The organism is Achromobacter sp. HNDS-1, assembly GCF_040084795.1.
Taxonomy (GTDB): domain Bacteria; phylum Pseudomonadota; class Gammaproteobacteria; order Burkholderiales; family Burkholderiaceae_B; genus Achromobacter; species Achromobacter ruhlandii.
On the sequence record NZ_CP157584.1, the window covers coordinates 3,982,951 to 4,002,001 of the forward strand.

General features: G+C 68.2%; 19 protein-coding genes and 1 tRNA gene. 11 read left to right on the forward strand and 9 right to left on the reverse strand.

What is annotated here, in order from left to right; all coding sequences use genetic code 11:
* Positions 1-53 precede the first annotated feature (53 nt).
* The 3 genes from ABFG95_RS18455 to ABFG95_RS18465 all read left to right on the forward strand — a co-directional run bounded on the left by ABFG95_RS18455 (position 54) and on the right by ABFG95_RS18465 (position 2,967).
* Entirely contained in the window at positions 54-989 is a 936-nt protein-coding gene (locus ABFG95_RS18455) for a hypothetical protein (RefSeq protein WP_054416311.1), read from the forward strand.
* An 84-nt stretch (positions 990-1,073) separates the two neighbouring features.
* The gene (nadC, locus tag ABFG95_RS18460; RefSeq protein WP_278990375.1) at positions 1,074-1,952 is read left to right on the forward strand and encodes a carboxylating nicotinate-nucleotide diphosphorylase; all 879 of its coding nucleotides are present in this window, start codon (positions 1,074-1,076) and stop codon (positions 1,950-1,952) included.
* Between the two features lie 28 nt (positions 1,953-1,980).
* Positions 1,981-2,967 (forward strand): tripartite tricarboxylate transporter substrate binding protein, encoded by a 987-nt coding sequence (locus ABFG95_RS18465; protein ID WP_278990373.1) that lies wholly within the window; start codon positions 1,981-1,983, stop codon positions 2,965-2,967.
* Between the two features lie 72 nt (positions 2,968-3,039).
* On the opposite strand, the gene ABFG95_RS18470 is transcribed toward ABFG95_RS18465, so the two are convergent.
* Entirely contained in the window at positions 3,040-3,717 is a 678-nt protein-coding gene (locus ABFG95_RS18470) for a tellurite resistance TerB family protein (protein ID WP_049071270.1), read from the reverse strand.
* A 180-nt stretch (positions 3,718-3,897) separates the two neighbouring features.
* On the opposite strand from ABFG95_RS18470, the gene ABFG95_RS18475 reads away from it, so the two are divergent.
* Positions 3,898-4,296, forward strand: a complete 399-nt coding sequence (locus tag ABFG95_RS18475) for an OsmC family protein (RefSeq protein WP_049071273.1) — start codon at positions 3,898-3,900, stop codon at positions 4,294-4,296.
* A 75-nt stretch (positions 4,297-4,371) separates the two neighbouring features.
* On the opposite strand, the gene fabI is transcribed toward ABFG95_RS18475, so the two are convergent.
* The 3 genes from fabI to gloB form a co-directional block, all read right to left on the reverse strand.
* Positions 4,372-5,157: an enoyl-ACP reductase FabI gene (gene fabI / locus ABFG95_RS18480; protein ID WP_348994830.1), complete on the reverse strand. Its 786-nt coding sequence runs from the start codon at positions 5,155-5,157 to the stop codon at positions 4,372-4,374.
* 123 nt (positions 5,158-5,280) lie between these two features.
* Positions 5,281-6,699 carry a transglycosylase SLT domain-containing protein gene (locus ABFG95_RS18485; protein WP_063581938.1) on the reverse strand — a complete coding sequence of 473 codons (1,419 nt, stop codon included), beginning with the start codon at positions 6,697-6,699 and terminating at the stop codon, positions 5,281-5,283.
* Positions 6,700-6,706: 7 nt separating this feature from the next.
* A complete protein-coding gene (gene gloB / locus ABFG95_RS18490; protein ID WP_049071277.1) occupies positions 6,707-7,528 on the reverse strand; it encodes a hydroxyacylglutathione hydrolase in 822 nt (273 codons plus the stop codon).
* 21 nt (positions 7,529-7,549) lie between these two features.
* Between gloB and ABFG95_RS18495 the strand changes: the two genes are divergently transcribed.
* The 7 genes from ABFG95_RS18495 (at position 7,550) to ABFG95_RS18525 (ending at position 14,642) form a co-directional block, all read left to right on the forward strand.
* On the forward strand, positions 7,550-8,329 hold the full coding sequence (locus ABFG95_RS18495; protein WP_049071278.1) for a methyltransferase domain-containing protein: 780 nt from the start codon (positions 7,550-7,552) through the stop codon (positions 8,327-8,329).
* A 49-nt stretch (positions 8,330-8,378) separates the two neighbouring features.
* Positions 8,379-8,840 carry a ribonuclease HI gene (gene rnhA, locus ABFG95_RS18500; RefSeq protein ID WP_049071280.1) on the forward strand — a complete coding sequence of 154 codons (462 nt, stop codon included), beginning with the start codon at positions 8,379-8,381 and terminating at the stop codon, positions 8,838-8,840.
* 251 nt (positions 8,841-9,091) lie between these two features.
* Entirely contained in the window at positions 9,092-10,180 is a 1,089-nt protein-coding gene (locus ABFG95_RS18505; RefSeq protein WP_059269300.1) for an efflux RND transporter periplasmic adaptor subunit, read from the forward strand.
* A 30-nt stretch (positions 10,181-10,210) separates the two neighbouring features.
* Entirely contained in the window at positions 10,211-13,327 is a 3,117-nt protein-coding gene (locus tag ABFG95_RS18510; protein ID WP_063588441.1) for an efflux RND transporter permease subunit, read from the forward strand.
* 4 nt (positions 13,328-13,331) lie between these two features.
* Positions 13,332-14,054 (forward strand): DNA polymerase III subunit epsilon, encoded by a 723-nt coding sequence (gene dnaQ, locus ABFG95_RS18515; RefSeq protein WP_049071285.1) that lies wholly within the window; start codon positions 13,332-13,334, stop codon positions 14,052-14,054.
* A 61-nt stretch (positions 14,055-14,115) separates the two neighbouring features.
* A tRNA-Val gene (locus ABFG95_RS18520) sits at positions 14,116-14,190 on the forward strand.
* Between the two features lie 284 nt (positions 14,191-14,474).
* Positions 14,475-14,642, forward strand: coding sequence for a hypothetical protein (locus tag ABFG95_RS18525; protein ID WP_006388695.1), 168 nt, complete (start codon positions 14,475-14,477; stop codon positions 14,640-14,642).
* 28 nt (positions 14,643-14,670) lie between these two features.
* Here ABFG95_RS18525 and ABFG95_RS18530 read toward each other — a convergent pair whose 3' ends face one another.
* The 5 genes from ABFG95_RS18530 to ABFG95_RS18550 all read right to left on the reverse strand — a co-directional run bounded on the left by ABFG95_RS18530 (position 14,671) and on the right by ABFG95_RS18550 (position 18,803).
* Positions 14,671-15,138, reverse strand: coding sequence for a YaiI/YqxD family protein (locus ABFG95_RS18530; protein ID WP_049071287.1), 468 nt, complete (start codon positions 15,136-15,138; stop codon positions 14,671-14,673).
* Positions 15,138-15,401, reverse strand: a complete 264-nt coding sequence (locus ABFG95_RS18535; protein ID WP_006388697.1) for a hypothetical protein — start codon at positions 15,399-15,401, stop codon at positions 15,138-15,140. Before ABFG95_RS18535 ends, ABFG95_RS18530 begins: the two co-directional genes overlap by 1 nt.
* A gap of 42 nt (positions 15,402-15,443) precedes the next feature.
* The gene (locus ABFG95_RS18540) at positions 15,444-16,946 is read right to left on the reverse strand and encodes a TAXI family TRAP transporter solute-binding subunit (RefSeq protein WP_278990364.1); all 1,503 of its coding nucleotides are present in this window, start codon (positions 16,944-16,946) and stop codon (positions 15,444-15,446) included.
* Positions 16,943-18,151, reverse strand: a complete 1,209-nt coding sequence (gene gltS / locus ABFG95_RS18545; RefSeq protein ID WP_278990362.1) for a sodium/glutamate symporter — start codon at positions 18,149-18,151, stop codon at positions 16,943-16,945. The genes ABFG95_RS18540 and gltS overlap by 4 nt, the downstream gene beginning before the upstream one ends.
* 160 nt (positions 18,152-18,311) lie before the next feature.
* Entirely contained in the window at positions 18,312-18,803 is a 492-nt protein-coding gene (locus ABFG95_RS18550; protein ID WP_238909529.1) for a GNAT family N-acetyltransferase, read from the reverse strand.
* Positions 18,804-19,051: the final 248 nt, after the last annotated feature.

A 19,051-nucleotide genomic window follows, 5' to 3' on the forward strand; every position in this document is an offset into this window, starting at 1 on the left:
GCTCGCGACCTTGCCTCACGGCGCCCGGTTCCCCTCATTTCCAGCCATCTACCTTGACCGAATCCGTCGAACGCTCTGTCCATGCCGAACTCGTTGCCGTCCTGGTCGCCGTCACCAACGGCGAACCGCGCGTCCTGACGACCGAAGACGCGCGGGCCTTGCCGGCGGGGCCGTTCGAACTGTCGCACCGATCGCTGCAGGCCGGCCTGCGTGCGTGGGTCGAGGCGCAGACGCACCATCCGCTCGGCTACGTCGAGCAGCTCTACACGTTCGCCGACGGCGATCGCTCCGATGAGTCGGGCGCGCGCGTCATGTCGGTCAGCTACCTGGGCTTGACGCGCGAAGCCGGCGAGACCGGCGTGGCGCAGGTCGGCTGGCAGGATTGGTATCGCTATTTCCCCTGGGAAGACCGGCGCGCGGACACGCCGGCGCTGGTGGACGAACTGATCGTGCCGCGCCTGCGGGCCTGGTGCGACGCCGCCGCCGATGCCGCCACGCGCAGCCGCCGTGGCCAGCGCGTCGCCATCACCTTCGGGCTCGATGGCGCGGCCTGGAACGAAGACATGGTGCTGCAACGCTACGAACTGCTGTTCGAGGCCGGCCTGGTGCCCGAGGCCGCGCGGCGCCAGCCGGACGCGCGCGCCGCGCCGTTGCCGGGCGAGCCGATGCGCCACGACCACCGCCGCATCCTGGCCACCGGCATCGCGCGCCTGCGCGCCAAGATCAAGTACCGGCCGGTGGTGTTCGAACTGATGCCGGCGCAATTCACCCTGCTGCAGCTGCAGCAGGCGGTCGAAGCCTTGGCGGGGCGCGGCCTGCACAAGCAGAACTTCCGCCGCCTGATCGAGCAGCAGGCGCTGGTCGAAGAGACCGGCGAAATGGCGACGGGCACGGCGGGCCGGCCCGCCAAATTGTTCCGCTTCCGCCGCGACGTGCTGCTGGAGCGCGCCATCGCGGGCAGCAAGCTGCCGCTGTCGCGCAGCCTGTGACGCTTGACAAGGCCATATACTCATCTTTAGCATAAGTGCATGCGCAATTGGTGCGCGCCTTTTTTTAATCACAAAATACTCAAAATGAGCATTAATGCTGAAGCGCCTGCCGCCCGTTTGGCCGTTCCCTCCCTGCCGGATGTCATGCTGGAGCCGCTGGTGCGCGCGGCCCTGCTCGAAGACCTGGGACGGGCTGGAGACTTGACCACCGACGCCATCGTGCCCGCCGACGCGGTGGCGCAGACCCGCCTGGTGGCGCGCCAGGAAGGCGTGCTGGCCGGCCTGGACCTGGCGCGCCTGGCGTTCCGCGCGCTCGACCCCGCCATCGAGTTCCGCGCGGCGCGGCGCGATGGCGCCGAGCTCGCGCCCGGCACCGAAATCGCGACCGTGCGCGGCAATGCCCGCGCCATGCTCAGCGCCGAACGGGTGGCCCTGAACTTTCTCTGCCACCTCAGCGGCGTGGCCACGGCCACGGCCTCGATCGCCCGCGCCATCGCCGGCTACGGCGCCCGTGTCACCTGCACCCGCAAGACCCTGCCGGGCCTGCGCGCGGTGCAGAAGTACGCGGTGCGCGTGGGCGGCGGCAGCAACCACCGCTACGGTCTGGACGATGCCGTGCTGATCAAGGACAACCACATCGCCCTGGCCGGCGACGTGGAGACCGCGGTGCGGCGGGCCCGCGCCGGCGTCGGCCACATGGTCAGGATCGAACTGGAAGTGGACACCCTGGTGCAACTGGAAACCGCGTTGGCCCTGGGCGTGGACGTCGTGCTGCTGGACAACATGAGCCTGGACGAATTGCGCCAGGCGGTTGCCATGGCGCGAGGCCGCGCCGTCACCGAAGCCTCCGGCCGCATCACGCCCGAAACCGCCGCCGAAGTGGCCGCCACCGGCGTCGACCAGATCGCGGTGGGTTGGCTGACCCATAGCGCCAAGGTGCTGGATATCGGCCTGGACGCCTGAGACCGGCCGTCTGTCACGGACACGCATCATGAAACGCGCGCTTCGATTTTCCCTGCTACTGCTGGCCCTGGCGCTGGGCGCCTGCGGCAACCCGCCTTCGGGCGACACGCCGGCGGACGCGACCTATCCGACCCGCCCGGTCACCATCGTGGTGACATTTCCGCCCGGCGGCGGCACCGACCTGTTGGCGCGGCGCCTGGGCGCCAGCCTGCAGGAACAGTTCGGCCAGCCAGTGGTGGTCGAGAACCGGCCGGGCGCCAGCGGCAACATCGGCGCCCGCATCGTCGCCGAATCGCCGCCCGACGGCTATACGCTGCTGATGGTCAACAGTTCGTTCGCCATCAATCCCGGGGTCTACCGCAATCTGGGCTTTGCGCCCAGGCGCGATTTCGCGGCGGTGATCAATGTGGCCTTCGTGCCGTCCGTATTCGTGGTGCCGGCGGCGTCGCCGCTGCGCACGCTGGATGACGCGCTCAACGCCGCGCGGCCCGAGCGGCCGCTGGCGTTCGCCTCGTGCGGCAATGGCACGCCGCAGCACCTGGCCGGTGAAATGCTGGCGCGAGCCAGCGGCGCATCGTTGCAGCACGTGCCCTACAAGGGTTGCGGACCGGCCCTGACCGACGTCGCGTCCGGTCAGGTCGGCGTGGGCGTGGTCACCGCTTCCAGTGCCGCGCCGCTGATCGCCGCGGGCAGATTGCGCGCGCTGGCGGTCACGTCGCCGCAGCGCTCGCCCCTGTTGCCGGCGGTGCCGACGGTGGCCGAGCAGGGCGTGAGCGGCTACGCGCTGGACCAGTGGCACGGTCTGCTGGCGCCGGCCGCCACGCCGCCGGCGGTGGTGGCCAAGCTGAATGCCACGCTGACGCGCATCATGTCGCGGCCCGACGTGCAGGCGGCGTTGCGCGAACAGGGTTTCACGCCCGCGACCAGTTCGCCGCGCGCGTTCCAGGACATGATCAATGCCGACATCGACCGCTATACGGCGCTGACCAATGCGATCGGATTGCGCGCCGACTGACGGGCAAGAAAAAACCGCGGGGCAGGCGGCCTGGCCGCTTGCCCCGTCCCGCGTCGAGGCGAGGCGGCGCCGTCAGGCGGCCGCGCGCGCGTGTTGTTCCAACTGTTCCTTCAGGCCCGGCTGCAGCTTGAGCTGGCGCGCCAGTTCGTCCAGGTAGGCGCGTTCCATGTAGCTCTCCTCGTCCACCACCAGCAGGCTGGCCAGGTACATCTCGGCCGCCATCTCCGGCGTCCTGGCCGATTGCGCGATCTGGGCGGGATCGAGCGGACGCGCCAGTTCGGCCTCGAGCCAGCGCTGGTCCTGCGCGTCGCCGGACAGCTTGGCCATCTCGGTTTCCAGCAGCGAACGTTCTTCCGGCCCGATATGGCCGTCGGCCTTGGCTGCGCCGATCATCGCGGTCAGCACCGCGCTGCTGTGCTGCTCGGCCTCGGGGGGCGGCAGGCGATCCAGCGTCTGCGGCGGCGCGGCGGGCGCGCCGGCCTGATTGCGCTGCCAGTCGCCGTAGGCGCGGTAGGCCAGGGCGCCAAGCGCGGCCATCCCGCCGTACATGGCGACCTTGCCGCCGATCTTGCGGGCCTTCTTGCTGCCCAGCAGCAGCCCCAGCGCGCCGGCGCCCAGGGCGCCGCCGCCCAGGCCGGTCAGGAACGAGCCCCCCTTGCCGCCGGTGGCGGTCTGCACTTTCGAACCGGCGTCGGCCAACAGGCCCTGGCCGGATTGCAGCAATTGGTCTAGAAGTTGTCTGGCGCTCATGCGGGTTTCCTGGTGAATGCAATCCTCTTGCGGACAGGAATATGCGACCGCCATCTCTGCAGGAAGTTCAGCTTACAGTCAGAAATTGATGTTGCGCCGGACCGGGGGCGGCTGCGTCGGATGCTACAACCTGGGGTGGGGCGGCCATGCGCGCCGCCCGCAACGCGAGGAATTCCGCCCATGACTATCCACGTGCGCCAGAACGCGCCCAAGACCCTGCAATTCACCGCCACCGCCGAAGGCCACGACTTGCCGCTGGACATGCCGCAGCCGCAAGGCGCCGGCCCCGATCCGCACGATTACTTCGACACGGCGCTGGGCGGCTGCAAGGCCATGACGTTGATGGTCTACGCGCAGCGCAAGGGACTGCCGCTGGAATCGGTGGGGGTGGACGTGGTGCGCGATGCCAGTGAGGAACGCAAGGGCGTCTATCGTCTGACCGCCAAGCTGACGCTGCATGGCGAACTGTCGGACGCGCAGATCGACGAATTGCTGGCCGTGGCCGAAAAATGCCCGATCCACAAGCTGATGACGGCGGTGGACGTGCAGGTATCCACGCTGATCGTGCGGCCGGCCTGAGGGATCGGCCGCCGGGCGGATGAACCGCCTGGCGCGGGAAGGCGGCCGGGCAGGGCGCCCGGCCGGTCGGTCGAATTACTCTTCCATGCCCGGGACGATGGTCGAGAAACCGGCGTCCACGTGGGTGATTTCACCCGTGACGCCGGCGGCCAGGTCCGACAGCATGAACGAGGCGACGTTGCCGACGTCATCGATGGTGACGTTGCGGCGCAGCGGCGCCTGGGCCTCGACGAACTTCAGGATGGCCGAGAAGTCCTTGATGCCGCTGGCGGCCAGCGTCTTGATCGGGCCGGCCGAGATGCCGTTGGCGCGGATGCCGCGCGGGCCCAGCGCGGTGGCCAGGTAGCGCACGCTGGCTTCGAGCGAGGCCTTGGCCAGGCCCATGGTGTTGTAGTTGGGCACCACGCGTTCGGCGCCCAGGTAGGTCAGCGTCAGCACCGAGCCGTTGCGGCCTTCCATCAGCGGCAGCGCGGCCTTGGCCATGGCGGCGAAACTGTAGGCCGAGATGTCGTGGGCGATGCGGAAGCCTTCGCGCGACAGGCCGTCCAGGAAGTTGCCGGCGATGGCTTCGCGCGGGGCGAAACCGATCGAGTGCACCAGGCCGTCCAGGCCGTCCCAGCGCTTGGCCAGGTCGGTGAAGGTGGCTTCGATCTGGCTGTCTTCGGCGACGTCGCAGGGCAGCACGATGTCGCTGCCGAATTCGGCGGCGAATTCGGCCACGCGGTCCTTGAAGCGGTCACCCACGTAGGTGAAGGCCAGTTCGGCGCCCTGTTGGTGGCAGGCGCGCGCGATGCCGTAGGCGATGGAGCGGTTGGAAAGCACCCCGGTGACCAGGATGCGTTTGCCGGCGAGAAAGCCCATGTGTGATTCCTTTGATCTTTTACCTGCTGGAGACCGCCTATTTTAAGGAGTTTGGCGGTCTCGCGGACAAAACAGCGCGGCGCCCGGGTGGGCGCCGCTGCGAAAGACGGATCGGCGGAGAAATCAGCCGCGGGCGTTGGTGCCCGGCACGCGCAGCTGGGCGCCGATCTTGAGGGCGTTGCCCTTGAGGTTGTTCAGGGCGCGCAGCGCATCCACCGAGGTGCCGTACTGCTTGGCCAGCGAAAACAGCGTATCGCCCTGGCGCACTTTGTGCGTGCGCACATTGGGGCGGGCGGCCGCGCCGCGCGCGGCGGGGGCCGCGGCCTTGCCGCGCGGCGCCGGCGCCTTGCCGGTATTGACGGGGGCCGAATCCAGCGCGCCCACCGGCGCGGCCAGCGAGGCCAGTTGCACGCCGCCGGCGCCGGGGTCGCCCGGCACCAGCAATGATTGGCCGGAGGCCACCTTCTGGCGCGAGCCGATGTCGTTGGTCTCGCGCAGCTTGGCTTCGGTCACGCCGAAACGCTTGGCGATCGAGGCGTACGACTCGCCGCGGCGCGAGTGGTAGACCTTCCAGGCGCTCAGGTCGCCCTTGTAGTTGGTCAGGTTGGCGTTGAAGATCTCGACGCGGTCGGCCGGCAGCAGCAGCGTGGGGGCGTGGTCGCCGCGGATCACGGGCCGGTTGAACGACGGGTTCAGGGCCTTGAATTCGTCCAGCGGCATCTCGGCCAGCTTGGCGGCGATTTCCAGGTCGATGTCGCTGTTCTTCTGCACCGTCACGAAGTACGGCGTGTTGCCGACCGGCGGCAGCGCCACCGCGTAGCGCTGCGGGTCGGCGATGATGTTCTTGATGGCCTGCAGCTTGGGCACGTAGTTGCGGGTCTCGTCCGGCATGTTCAGGGACAGGTAGTCCGTGGGCTGGCCGGCGGCCTCGTTCTTGGCCATGGCGCGCTGCACCGAGCCCTCGCCCCAGTTGTACGAGGCCAGCGCCAGGTACCAGTCGCCCTGCATCTCGAACAGCTTTTCCAGGTAGTCCAGCGCCGCGTTGGTCGAGGCGATGGGGTCGCGGCGCTCATCGCGCCACCAGTCCTGCTTCAGGTTGAAGTGCTGGCCGGTGGCCGGCACGAACTGCCACAGGCCCGAGGCCTGGGCGCGCGAGAGCGCGGTGGGGTTGTAGGCGCTTTCGACGAACGGCAGCAGCGCCAGCTCGGTCGGCAGGCCGCGGCGGTTGATCTCGTCGACGATGAAATACAGGTACTTGCCGGCACGCTCGGCCATGCGCTGCACCGCCTCGGGGTGGGACGCGTAGTAGTCGGTCCACTGCTGCGAGAGGTCGGTGTTCAGGTTGGGGATGGCGAAGCCGCGGCGGATGCGGTCCCAGGCGTCGACCGGCGGATTGGTCAGGTCGACCGTGCGGGACGTGTCGCGGGCGATGTAGCGCCCTTGGGAGTTGGTGGTGAGGTTCTTGCTGTCGTGGGATTTGGTTCCTGCGCAACCGGCGAGGACTGCCAGCAGAAGCGGCAGAAGGAGTCGGGAGAAATTCATCGGGCGGTCACTTGAAATCGTTCTTCCATTCACGAAGGGAGGCAAAAACCTCTACCGGCGTCGGGTGGTCGTGGCCGGCCCAGTTGCCTGCGGCGCGGACGACGTCAACTTGCTGCGTACGCAAAAACGGATTGGTCGCGCATTCCTGGCCGATGGTCGACGGAAGCGTGGGGAGACCTTCTGCGCGTAATTGCCGGGCCCGCTGATACCACTGTTGCAGGGTGCGGTTGGCGGGTTCGACCGCCGTGGCCCAGCGCAAGTTCGCTAGAGTGTACTCGTGTGCGCAAAAAACCTGTGTATCTGGCGGTAAAACGGAAAATTTTTCCAAGGAATCATACATTTGCGCGGGAGTGCCCTCGAAAAGCCGGCCACAGCCCCCGGCAAACAGGGTGTCGCCACAGAACAGCACAGGCTGTTTTCCCGCCGCCCGGCCGGTGTAGGCGATGTGGCCGGCGGTATGCCCCGGCACGTCCAGCACGGTCAGGTCCAGGTCCAGCTCCGGCAGCACCACGCGGTCGCCCTCGGCCAGCGGCACGTCGCAGCGCGGCAGCTTCTCGCGCGCCGGGCCATATACCGTGATGTCGCCGATGCGGGACAATTCAAGCACGCCGCCCACATGGTCGCCATGGTGGTGCGTGAGTAGAATGGCGCGCAGCTTCAGGTCTTCACGGGCCAGCCATTGCAGTACCGGCCCGGCTTCTCCCGGGTCGACCACGGCGGCCTGGCCGTCGCGGACGATGGCCCAGATATAGTTGTCGGTGAAGGCGGGCAGAGGCAAGACCGCGGCGTTGCGCTCGCGGCCGCCTGCGGGGGCGGTCAAGGCTTGCATGGGATTCGAAGGGATGAAAACGTGGCAGAAGAAACTCCGCCGATTGTAGAACTGGCCGAATGGTTCCAGACTCCGCCAGGGCAATACGCCCTGGCCTGGGAGCGCGCGCAGTTCGACGCGGCCGTGGCGGACGTCTTTGGATATTACGCCTGGCAGGTCGGCCTGGCCGACCTGAATCTGCTGCGCGCCAACCGCATGCCCTTCAAGGGCTATGTTGGCACTGAAACCCCCACGCCCGAGAACATCGCCGGTTGGCAGTCGCGCGTGGTGCTGGCCCAGCCCGAAGCGCTGCCGTTCGAATCGCAGAGCGTCGACCTGCTGATCCTGCCGCACGCTTTCGAATGCACCAGCGAGCCGCACAACGTGCTGCGAGAGGTCGAGCGGGTGCTGGTGCCGGAAGGGCGGGTGGTGATCTCCGGTTTCAATCCCTGGAGCATGTGGGGCGCGCGCACCCGCATGCCCGGCATGGAGCCCTGGCTGCCGCAGCCGCCGTCGTCGCAGGTCTCGCTGCCGCGCCTGAAGGACTGGTTCAAGCTGCTGTCGCTGGAAGTGGAGCAAAGCCATTTCGGCTGCTACGCGCCGGCCTGCCGCAGCGAGAAATGGCTGCAGCGCTGGGGCTTCCTGGAATCGGCCGGCGCGCGCTGGTGGAGCCTGGGGGGCGCGGTCTACCTGGTGTCGGCGGTCAAGCGCGTGGCCGGCATGCGTATCATCGGCCCTGCCTGGAAAACCAAGCCCAAACGCGCCCGCGCCGCGTCGGTGGTGGTCAACCGTCAGGCCGGCGACGGCTTCGACCGCTCCTGAGCGGCGGGCCGGATTCATATCGAAAGAACAAGGACATACAAGCAGCACCATGCAGGACAACAACGCGAACGACCAGAAAGTGGAAATGTGGACCGACGGCGCCTGCAAGGGCAATCCCGGTCCGGGCGGCTGGGGCGTGTTGATGCGCGCCGGCGCGCACGAAAAGACCATGCACGGCGGCGAGGCCCAGACCACCAACAACCGCATGGAACTGCTGGCCGTGATCGAGGGCCTGCGCGCGCTCAAGCGTCCGTGCACGGTCACCATCCACACCGACTCCCAGTACGTCATGAAAGGCATGACCGAATGGCTGGCCAACTGGAAGCGGCGCGGCTGGATGACGGCCGACAAGAAGCCGGTCAAGAATGCCGAGCTGTGGCAGTCCCTGGACGAGCAGGTGCGGCGTCACACCGTGTCGTGGCGCTGGGTCCGCGGCCACGCCGGCGACCCCGGCAACGAGCGCGCCGACCAATTGGCCAACCAGGGCGTCGAGTCGGTCCGGCGCGCTTGAACCTCCCGCCGGGCGGCGCGGCGTGCCGCCTGGTGTCCGTCAATTGCTCCGTGTTTTCACCGATGCGGACGCGCGGGCGTGGCCGCCCGCATCGGGAAATACCCTGGGTCGGCTGGTTTAGTGCTTTCAGCGCGCTTCAGGATTGTTCCAGGTTGTAAATCCGGTGCTAAAGTGCCAACCCTTGATCCTGTTCCTGCGGCGCCGTCCCAGCGGGGGATGCCTGGCACGCGCCGCGATACCGCCACATTCGCATGAAAAAAGCTGCATTGCTGGCCGCCATCGCGGCAGGAGTGGCCGCGGGGGCCGCTCTGGGCGTATTCGTGCCGCGCTGGCTCGCGCCGGCCGCCACGCCGGCGCCCACCGCCGCCGCGCCCGCCAAGCCCGTTTCCAAGGCGGCGCCGGTACGGGTCGAAATCTCCGCCGTCACGGAAATTCCGTTTGCGCGCGGCCTGTCTGCCGTGGGCAGCCTGCGCTCGGATGAGGCCGTGATGCTGCGGCCCGAAGTGGCCGGTCGCATCCAATCGATCGAATTCAAGGAAGGGCAGCCGGTCCAGCGCGGCCAGGCGCTGATCCGCCTGGACGATTCCGTGCCGCGCGCCGAACTGGCACAGGCGCGCGCCAACCTGGCGCTGGCGCAGAGCCACTATCGCCGCGCCGTGGCGCTGCAGGCCAAGGGCTTCGTCAGCCAGCAGGCGCGCGACGAATCGGCCAGCACGCTCAAGGTGCAGGAAGCCGCGGTGGCGCTGGCGCAGGCGCGCCTGGACAAGATGACCATCAGCGCGCCGTTCGCCGGTTTTGCCGGATTGCGCAGCGTGTCGGTGGGCGACTACGTCAACCAGGGCCAGGACCTGGCGCCGCTGGAGGCGATCGACCCGCTCAAGGTGGATTTCCGCGTGCCCGAGATGTATCTGAGCAAGGTCGGCGTGGGCCAGCAGCTCACGCTGCGGCTGGACGCCTTGCCCGGCCAGGAACGTCCCGGCCTGGTGTATGCCGTCAGTCCGCTGGTCGACGCGGGCGGGCGCTCCATCCTGCTGCGCGCCACCGTGGCCAACGCCGATTCGCTGCTGCGCCCGGGCATGTTCGCGCGGGTGCAACTGCTGTTCAACCAGGACAAGGCGCTGGTCGCGCCCGAGGCGGCGTTGTCGCCGTCGGGCGAGACGCAGTACGTGTACCGGGTTAAGGACGGCGTGGCCGAGCGCCGCGAAGTCACCATCGGCGAGCGCCGCGAAGGCAAGGTCGAGATCCTGACGGGCGTGGCGGCCGGCGACCAGTTGGTGGTGTCGGGGCTGCAGCGCGTCACCGATGGCGGCGCCGTGCAGGTCGTGAACAACGGCGCCTGACGCCATCATTCCAGCGGACGGCGGCCCTTCATGCGTATCTCGGAAACCTGTATCAACCGGCCGGTGTTCGCGTCGGTGCTGTCGCTGGTCATCGTGCTGATCGGTCTGATCTCGTATTCGCGCCTGACGGTGCGCGAATATCCGAAGATCGACGAGCCCATCGTGTCGGTCGACACCACCTACAAGGGCGCCTCGCCCGAGGTGATCGAGTCGCAGGTGACCAAGCCGCTGGAGGACCAGCTGGCGGGCATCGAGGGCGTGGACGTGATGACCTCGCGCAGCCGCTCCGAGCGCAGCCTGATCAACATCAAGTTCAACCTGTCGCGCAATCCGGACGCGGCGGCGGCCGAGGTGCGCGACAAGGTCTCGCGCGCGCGCCGCTTCCTGCCCGACGAAATCGACGAGCCCATCATCGGCAAGGTCGAGGCCGATTCGCAGCCCATCATCTACATCGCGGTCGAGTCCGGCGCGTATTCGGCGATCCAGACTTCCGACTACATCAACCGCTATATCAAGACCCGCTTGTCGGTGCTGCCCGGCGCGGCCGAGGTGCGCGTGTTCGGCGAACGCCTGCCGTCCATGCGCATCTACGTGGACCGCGACAAGCTGGCCGCCTACGGCCTGACGGTGCAGGACGTGGAATCGGCGCTGCGCAGCCAGAACGTGGAGATCCCGGCCGGCCGCATCGAGTCGCGGGCGCGCGAGTTCTCGGTGGTGTCGTCCACCGACCTGCAGACGCCGGCGCAGTTCGAGAACGTCATCGTCGCCAACGTCAAGGGCTATCCGGTGCGGCTGCGCGACGTCTCCAAGGTCGAGATCGGTGCGGCCAACGACCGCATCCTGTCGCGCTTCAACGGCAAGCCGGCCATCAACATCGGCGTGACGCGCCAGTCCACCGCCAACCCGCTGGAGCTGTCCAAGGCCGCGCGCGAGGAAGTGGCGCGGCTGAACGAGAACCTGCCCGCGGGCATGAAGCTGACCATCGCCTACGACTCGTCGGTGTTCATCGAGCGCTCCATCGACTCGGTGTTCCACACCATCGGCGAAGCCATCATCCTGGTGGTGCTGGTGATCTTCTTCTTCCTGCGCAACCTGCGCGCCAGCATCATTCCCATCGTCACCATCCCGGTGTCGCTGGTGGGCGCCTGCGCGCTGATGTACCTGTTCGGCTTCTCGATCAATACGCTGACGCTGCTGGCCATGGTGCTGGCCATCGGCCTGGTGGTGGACGACGCCATCGTGGTGCTGGAGAACATCTACCGCCACATCGAGGACGGCATGCCGCGCAAGGAAGCGGCGCTGCGCGGCTCGCGCGAGATCGGCTTCGCCGTGGTGGCCATGACCATGACGCTGGTGACGGTGTACGCGCCGCTGGCGTTCGCCACCGGCCGCACCGGGCGGCTGTTCATCGAGTTCGCGCTGGCGCTGGCCGGCGCGGTGCTGGTGTCCGGCTTCGTGGCGCTGACGCTGACGCCCATGATGTGCTCGGTGCTGCTGCGCCACCAGAGCAGCCACAGCCGCTGGTACAACCTGATCGAAGGCTGGCTCAACGCCATGAGCAACGGCTACCGGCGGGCGCTGGCGCTGTCGCTGCGCCATCGCTGGGTGGTGGTGGCGATCGGCCTGGCGGTCGCGGCCGGCAGCGGCGTGTTGTTCAAGGTGGTCAAGAGCGAGCTGGCCCCGGTCGAGGACCGCGGCGTGGTGTTCGGCATCGTCAGCTCGCCGGAAGGCGCGACGCTGAACTACACCCTCGACAGCATGCTCGGCATCGAGCAGTTCTACGCCGCCATTCCCGAGGCCAGCGGCAGCCAGGTCACGGTGGGCTTTCCCACGGTGACCGACGGCACCGCCATCCTGCGCCTCAAACCCTGGGAAGAGCGCGGCCGCCGCCAGCAGGCCATCACCCAGGAGCTGCAGCCGCTGTTCTCGTCGCTGCCGGGCGTGCGGGCGTTCCCCACCAATCCGCCGTCGCTGGGCCAGTCGGCGCGTTCCAAGCCGGTCGAGTTCATCATCATGAGCCAGGCCTCGTACGCGGAGCTGTCGCGCCTGACCGAAGTGTTCCTGGCGGAGCTGCGCAAGTATCCCGGCCTGCTCAACCTGGACACCGACCTGCGCCTGAACACGCCCGAGCTGCGGGTGCGGGTGGACCGCGACAAGATGGCCGACGTCGGCGCCAACGTCGACACCGTGGGCCGCACCCTCGAATCGATGCTGGGCGGGCGCCAGGTGACCCGCTACAAGGACCAGGGCGAGCAATACGACGTGATCGTGCAGGTCACGCCGCGCGACCGCGCCACGCCCACGGATATTTCCGGCATCCACGTGCGGGCGCGCGACGGCAGCATGGTGCAGCTGGACAACCTGGTGGCCGTGCACGAAGGCGTGTCGCCGCAGTCGCTGAACCACTTCAACCGCCTGCGCGCGGTCAAGATCGACGCCGCCGTGGCCCCCGGCTACGCGCTGGGCGAGGTGCTGGCCCACATGCACCAGGTGGCGCGCGAAGTGCTGCCCAACACGGTCGTGACCGATCTGGACGGCCAGTCGCGCGAATTCCGCGATTCGTCGGGCAGCATCTACCTGGTGTTCGCCATGGCGCTGGCCTTCATCTACCTGGTGCTGGCCGCGCAGTTCGAGAGCTGGCGCAACCCGTTCATCATCATGCTGTCGGTGCCGCTGTCCATGACCGGCGCGCTGCTGGCGTTGTGGCTGACCGGCGGCACGCTGTCGATCTACAGCCAGATCGGCCTGATCACGCTGGTGGGCCTGATCACCAAGCACGGCATCCTGATCGTCGAATTCACCAACCAGCTGCGCGACGAGGGCAAGGCGCTGTTCGAGGCCGTGACCGAGGCCAGCGTGCTGCGCCTGCGGCCGATTCTGATGACCACCGGCGCCATGGTGCTGGGCACCGTGCCGCTGGCGCTGTCCTCGGGCGCGGGCGCCGAATCGCGCCAGCAGATCGGCTGGGTCCTGGTGGGCGGCCTGATGCTGGGTACACTATTGACCTTGTTCGTCGTGCCGGTGGCCTACACCCTGATCGCCACCGCACGCAGGAAACCCGGCCCGGCCGGCAGCGCAGCGCATCCCCCGGCCGGCCCGGCGGATGGCCAGGCGCCGTCGGCGCCCGCGGCCCAAGCGTCGGAATAGCTTTATGCGCCAGATCATCTTTGACACTGAAACCACCGGGCTGGATCCCGCCCAGGGACACCGCATCGTCGAAATCGGCTGCGTCGAACTGGTCAACCGGATGGCCACCGGCAACAACCTGCACATCTACCTGAACCCGGACCGCGACAGCGACCCCGAGGCGCTGGCGGTGCACGGCCTGACCACCGAATTCCTGTCCGACAAGCCGCGCTTCGGCGACGTCGCCGACGAGTTCGTCAAGTTCATCCAGGGCGCCGAGCTGATCGCGCACAACGCCGCGTTCGACGTGAAGTTCTTCAACGCCGAGCTGGCCAAGACCGGCCGCGGCCCGATCACCGAGTACTGCGAAACGGTCACCGACTCGCTGCTGCACGCGCGCTCGCTGTTCCCGGGCAAGCGCAACTCGCTGGACGCGCTGTGCGACCGCTTCGGCATCTCCAATGCGCACCGGACGCTGCACGGCGCCTTGCTCGACTCGCAGTTGCTGGCGGAAGTCTGGCTGGCCATGACCCGCGGCCAGGACGCGCTGCTGATCGACGTCGACGACAACGACACGGGCGCGGGCGGCGGCGTGGTGCTGGCCAGGTTCGATGCCTCCGGCCTGCCGGTGGTCAAGGCCAGCGAGGCCGAACTGGCCGAGCACGAAACCTACCTGGCGGCGCTGGACAAGTCGGTGGGCGGCGAATGCGTCTGGCGCAAGCTCGACGCGCCGGTGGCGGCCGCCTGAAAGTTTTTGCGCGGCGACTTGCACACTTTCAAAAAAGCGTGCTAATATTTCGCCTCTTTCGGGGTGGTTAGCTCAGTGGTAGAGCACTGCCTTCACACGGCAGGGGTCACTGGTTCGAACCCAGTACTACCCACCAAAGACCCTCGAAGCGCATCGCCAGGCTGAAAAGCCGGCAATCGTGATTCGAGATCGGTGTAAGCGTTTTGCGCCAAGCAAAAACGCCAAAAACCCGAACGACAATGAAGCCAACCTTAGCCGGTTGGCTTTTTTGTTTTTCGCGCGCCCTTGATATGCCGCAAGCGTCGCTTGCGGATTTGCGCGCCATCGTGCCCCGGGTTGTCTATGATGAAACCTGAAGTCGCAATTTCGGCAGAATTTTCGGCCAAAAAGCGCGGCCGGGTCGCTTACCGGGAGACCTTCATGCACCCCAGCACCAACACCATGTTGATCATCATCGTCACGGGCGTGGCGCTCATGCTGCTCGGGTTTGGACTGCGCGACCGCAATATCGGCATGGGGCTGATGGGCATCGGCCTTATCACGGCCATCGGCACCATCATCTACAAGGCGTACATCACGTTCTATTGACGCGGCCGGGCGCGCGGTCCCGCGCCATTCAGGCCTTGGGCGCGGCCAGTCGCGCCGCGCGCGCCAGCAGCGTGTCGAGCTGGTTGGCGAAGGCCTTGCGGTCCGCCTGGCTGAACGAAGCCGGTCCGCCCGTGTCCACGCCGCTCGCGCGCAATTCCTCCATCATGTCCCGCAGGGCCAGCCGTTCGCGGATGGTCTCCGGTGAATAGCGTTCACCGCGCGGGTTCAGCGCCATGGCGCCTTTTTCAAGTACCTGCGCCGCCAGCGGGATGTCGCCCGTGATCACCAGGTCGCCGGCCGCCGCGCGTTCGGCGATGTGAGCGTCGGCCACGTCGAAGCCGCGCGGCACCTGCACCGCGCGGATCAGCGGGGAGGGCGGCGTATGCAGCGCCTGATTCGCCACCAGGGTCAGGGGCACCTGCCAGCGCTGCGCGGCGCGGAACAGGATGTCCTTGATGACCCCGGGGCAGGCATCTGCGTCGACCCAGATATGCATCAGCCCAGGGCCTTCTGCAAGGCTTCGGCGATGATGTCGTTGGTGCTCAGGCCGCGCTCGGCGGCCGCCGCGCGCAACTGGTCCGCCTGGGCCTGCGACAGCTTCAGCGGAAACGGCACCAGGCCGGCGGCCTGGTCGAGCTTGCGCTGTTCACGGCGGTCGGGCACCTGCGAGGCGGCGCCGAAACGGTCGGGCGTGCCGGCTTGCTTGAGTTGGCCGGCCAGTTTCAGCGCCTGGTTCTTTTGCAGATCGAATTTGTTCATGGATATTCCTGATTGGGAGCGCCATCATAAGCGCAAGCGCCGTCAGCGGGGTTTGGCATTCTCCAGCGCGGCCAAGCCTTCTTCCGCGCCGTCGTGCAGCGGCACGGTCAGGCCGCGCCGGGCGTTGGCAACGTTTACCTGGGCACCCTGGGTCGAGCCGGCGGCCAGCAGATCCAGCCCGGTCTGGTAGACCGCCCGCACCACCTGCAGGGCTTCGTCGCGGGTCAGCTCCGAGGTGGTCAGCAACAGCGCCGCGGTGCCGATGGTGGCGACCGGCTCGGGCTGGTTCGGATAGGTGCCCGCCGAGATCTCCAGCGGCATCAGCCCGTTGTCCTGCGCGGCCAGTGTCTTGACCGCGGCCGGATCGAGCGGCAGCAGCTTCAGGTGCGCCTGGGTCAACGCGTCGCGCAGGGGCGTGGCGGGAATGCCGATCACCTGCGCCGCCGCATCGATCGTGCCGGCCTTGAGCGCCGGCAGCGAGGCGGTGAAAGGCGTGGGAATCGCCTCGTAGTCGCGTCCGGCCTGCAGGCCATGCGCCGCCAGCACCGCCTCCAGTGTGGCCCGCACCGCCGAACCCTCCGCGCCGAGCGCGATCTTCTTGCCTTTCAGGTCGCGCACGCCGCGCAGTTTGGCGTCGTCGCGCACGACGATATGCACCATTTCGGGATAGAGGCTGCCCAGCGCGCGCAGGCCGGCGAACGGCCCCTGCGACGCGAACGGGCCGCGGCCCTCGTACGCCAGTTTGGCGGTGTCGGCCTGGGCCAGCCCGACCACGGCGTCGCCGCTGCGCAGCAGGGCGATGTTTTCGGCGCCGCCGCCGGTGATCAGCGGCGTGACGCGGATCTGGCGCGCCTGGCCCACCGCGCCCAGCGCCCGGGCGAAGGTGAGGTACTCACCGCGGTCTGGGCCGCCGGCCAGCGGATAGCCTTGTTGCATGCGCGCCAGCCGGCCGTTGATGCGTGCGACGGAGCGCTCCAGTTCCTGCTGCACCACGTGCTGCGCCGTGCTGGAGGCGCTGTAGGCGACCGAATGAGTGATCTGGTCCAGCGTTTCGAGCAGCCGCTGCGTCACGGGCGGCGGCGCGCCGGTATCGAGTGAGGGCGCTTCGGCGGCCTTGAAGCCGGCGGGCGTCACCAGCTCCCAGCCCTCGCCCGCTTTGCGGTAGATGGCGCTGGCATGCGCAACGATTTGGTCCCCGGCCTGGTTGCCGCTGGATTTCACGCCGCTGATACTGCGCGGGCCCGCGCCCAGCAGCGTCACCAGCGCGGCGGCGCCAGGCTGGTCCCAGGCGCCCAGCGCGATGTCGCGCGTCACTTCCAGCCGCAGGTCGTAATAGACCACGCGGCGGGTCTCGCCTGCCGGCGCGTTGCTGTCGGCGGCGGACCCCATGCGCTTGATTTCATCGATGCGGAACAGGTCCGCGCCATAGGTGGCGGCCAGGCCGCGTTCAACGTCGGCGCGCAGCGTATCGGTGTCGGGGGCGCGGCCGCAGGCGGCCAGAAGCAGGCACAGGGCCAGCAGGAAGAAGCGCTTGAACATGATCACATCCCTCCCACGAACGGCAGGGAAATCAACGAGGTCAAGACGATCACGTTGAGAATGTCCACCAGGAACGCGCCCGTCACCGGCACCACGATGAAGGCCTGCGGCGCGGGCCCGTGGCGCCGCGTCAGCGCCTGCATGTTGGCGATGGCGGTGGCGGTGGCGCCCAGCGAAAAGCCGCAGAACGCGGCCGACATGATGGCGGCCTCGTAGTCGCTCCTGAGCAGGCGGAACACCACCCAGGCCGAATACAGCGCGCAGAACAGCGTCTGCACCGCCAGGATCAGCGCGAGCGGCCCGGCCAGCCGCGCCACGCTGCCCAGGTCCAGCGTCATCATCGTCATGGCCAGGAACAGCGACAGCGTGATGGTGCCGATGATTTCGGTGGCGCGGTCATCCAGCTTCAGGCCCAGGCGCTCGCCGCCGTTGCGGATCAGCACGCCGGTCGCCAGGCACCAGAGGAAATTGGGCAGGCTGACCGGCGCGCCTTCCACCAGCGTGGCCAGGTAGCCGCCCGCCACCAGGCAGACGAAGGCGGCGGTCATCGAGGTGATGAACGAGGCCGACGTCGATGGCGGTTGCGCCCCGGTCAGGTCGGGCGCCTCGTGGCCCGCCGTCGAGCGGCGATCCAGGCTGCCGGCCAGCTTGTGGCGGCGCATCAGCCATTCCGCCACGGGGCCGCCCACCGCGCCGCCCAGCACCAGGCCCATCGTCGCCGCGGTCATGGCCAGCGCCATCACGTCCTGGATGTTGTTGACGTCGGCAAAGCGGGTGGCGTAGGCCGCGCCCGTGCCGTGTCCGCCGACCAGCGTGATGGTGCCGCCCAGCAGGCCCATCAGCGGGTGCATGTCCAGCAGCCAGGCCATGCCCAGCCCGACCGCGTTCTGCAGTACCAGGAAGGGGATCAGCGCCAGGAGGAAGGCGATCAGCCGCGGGCCGCCCTTGGCCAGCAGCTTCAGGTTGGCAGTCAGGCCGATGCAGCCGAAGAACAGCAGCAACAGGGTCGGCTTGATGCTGGTTTCCAGCGAGATGGCATGGCCGCCCCAGGTCGACAGCGCATAGGCGCCGATCGCGAACAGCAGGCCGCCGACGATCGGGTCCGGGATGCTGTAGCGCGCCAGCACGCCGATGCGGGTGGTCAGGACGCGGCCGATGGCCAGCACCAGGCAGCAGGCCAGCAGGGATTGGACGGGCGAGAGTGAAATCATGGAAACCTTCGCGTCCCGGCGCGGGACGCAGCGAAGTCAGGCTGTCGGGATCGTTGCCGCCATGTCTTTCAGGGATTGCGTCCCCCATCTTACCGGGGCGCGGGCGGCGCGACATGCGCGGCAACGGACGGAAAAGGGCGGGGCGCTCGGCCGCCGCGGGTCAGAGCGGAAAGGCGCGCGCCATGTAACTGGCCTGCGGCCCGTAGCCTTCGAGCTTGTCGGCCAGCTCGCGGCCGCCCGCGGCGACCGGCGCATAGCCGTGGCGTATCCAGTAGCCCACGGCCGAACCCAGCGAGACCAGGCTGGCGCGCCGCAGTCCCGCCTGCGCGGCGTGCCCGGCGGCGGTGCGCAGCAGGGCCTGGCCCACGCCCAGGCCCTGGGCCGTGGGCGCCACCGCGCAATCATGCAGGAACCAGTGGTCGGCCGCCTCGGGCAAGGCGGCCAGGGGCGCGTCCAGGGTCGGCGGCAGGCCCGCGTCCCAGGGATACGACACCAGATAGCCGAGCAAGTCGTCCGTGGCGGCCTGCGCCACCCAGCAGTGCGCGGGGGCCAGCGCCAGCCGGTTCAGGAAGAAGTCGGCGCTTTCCAGCAGGAAACCCGGGTAGGCGCGGGCCTGGACGGCCAGGATGCCGTCCACGTCGCCGGCCAGCATGGGGCGGACTCGGTATTGCATAACCACCTGTGAAAACAAGAACTTCGCGCATTTTACCGAGGCGCGCGGGCGGCCGCTTTACGTCCCTTCACAAACTAGGGACAGAGCTTAACCTCGTCTTCACGGCACTTCATAAATTGGCCCGCCATGCTTCCTAGAATCGTGCTGATTGCCCTCCGTCCGATAGCCGCCGCATTTGATGAAAATTCGACGACGGCCTGCGCATACTGCCCGTCATAGTGTCCCGC

Bases quoted from the DNA above. Each gene is read 5' to 3' on its own strand.
- nadC (WP_278990375.1), top strand. From the start codon at position 1,074: ATGAGCATTAATGCTGAAGCGCCTGCCGCCCGTTTGGCCGTTCCCTCC.
- ABFG95_RS18465 (WP_278990373.1), top strand. From the start codon at position 1,981: ATGAAACGCGCGCTTCGATTTTCCCTGCTACTGCTGGCCCTGGCGCTG.
- ABFG95_RS18470 (WP_049071270.1), bottom strand. From the start codon at position 3,717: ATGAGCGCCAGACAACTTCTAGACCAATTGCTGCAATCCGGCCAGGGC.
- ABFG95_RS18475 (WP_049071273.1), top strand. From the start codon at position 3,898: ATGACTATCCACGTGCGCCAGAACGCGCCCAAGACCCTGCAATTCACC.
- fabI (WP_348994830.1), bottom strand. From the start codon at position 5,157: ATGGGCTTTCTCGCCGGCAAACGCATCCTGGTCACCGGGGTGCTTTCC.
- ABFG95_RS18485 (WP_063581938.1), bottom strand. From the start codon at position 6,699: ATGAATTTCTCCCGACTCCTTCTGCCGCTTCTGCTGGCAGTCCTCGCC.
- gloB (WP_049071277.1), bottom strand. From the start codon at position 7,528: ATGCAAGCCTTGACCGCCCCCGCAGGCGGCCGCGAGCGCAACGCCGCG.
- rnhA (WP_049071280.1), top strand. From the start codon at position 8,379: ATGCAGGACAACAACGCGAACGACCAGAAAGTGGAAATGTGGACCGAC.
- ABFG95_RS18505 (WP_059269300.1), top strand. From the start codon at position 9,092: ATGAAAAAAGCTGCATTGCTGGCCGCCATCGCGGCAGGAGTGGCCGCG.
- ABFG95_RS18510 (WP_063588441.1), top strand. From the start codon at position 10,211: ATGCGTATCTCGGAAACCTGTATCAACCGGCCGGTGTTCGCGTCGGTG.
- dnaQ (WP_049071285.1), top strand. From the start codon at position 13,332: ATGCGCCAGATCATCTTTGACACTGAAACCACCGGGCTGGATCCCGCC.
- ABFG95_RS18525 (WP_006388695.1), top strand. From the start codon at position 14,475: ATGCACCCCAGCACCAACACCATGTTGATCATCATCGTCACGGGCGTG.
- ABFG95_RS18530 (WP_049071287.1), bottom strand. From the start codon at position 15,138: ATGCATATCTGGGTCGACGCAGATGCCTGCCCCGGGGTCATCAAGGAC.
- ABFG95_RS18535 (WP_006388697.1), bottom strand. From the start codon at position 15,401: ATGAACAAATTCGATCTGCAAAAGAACCAGGCGCTGAAACTGGCCGGC.
- gltS (WP_278990362.1), bottom strand. From the start codon at position 18,151: ATGATTTCACTCTCGCCCGTCCAATCCCTGCTGGCCTGCTGCCTGGTG.
- ABFG95_RS18550 (WP_238909529.1), bottom strand. From the start codon at position 18,803: ATGCTGGCCGGCGACGTGGACGGCATCCTGGCCGTCCAGGCCCGCGCC.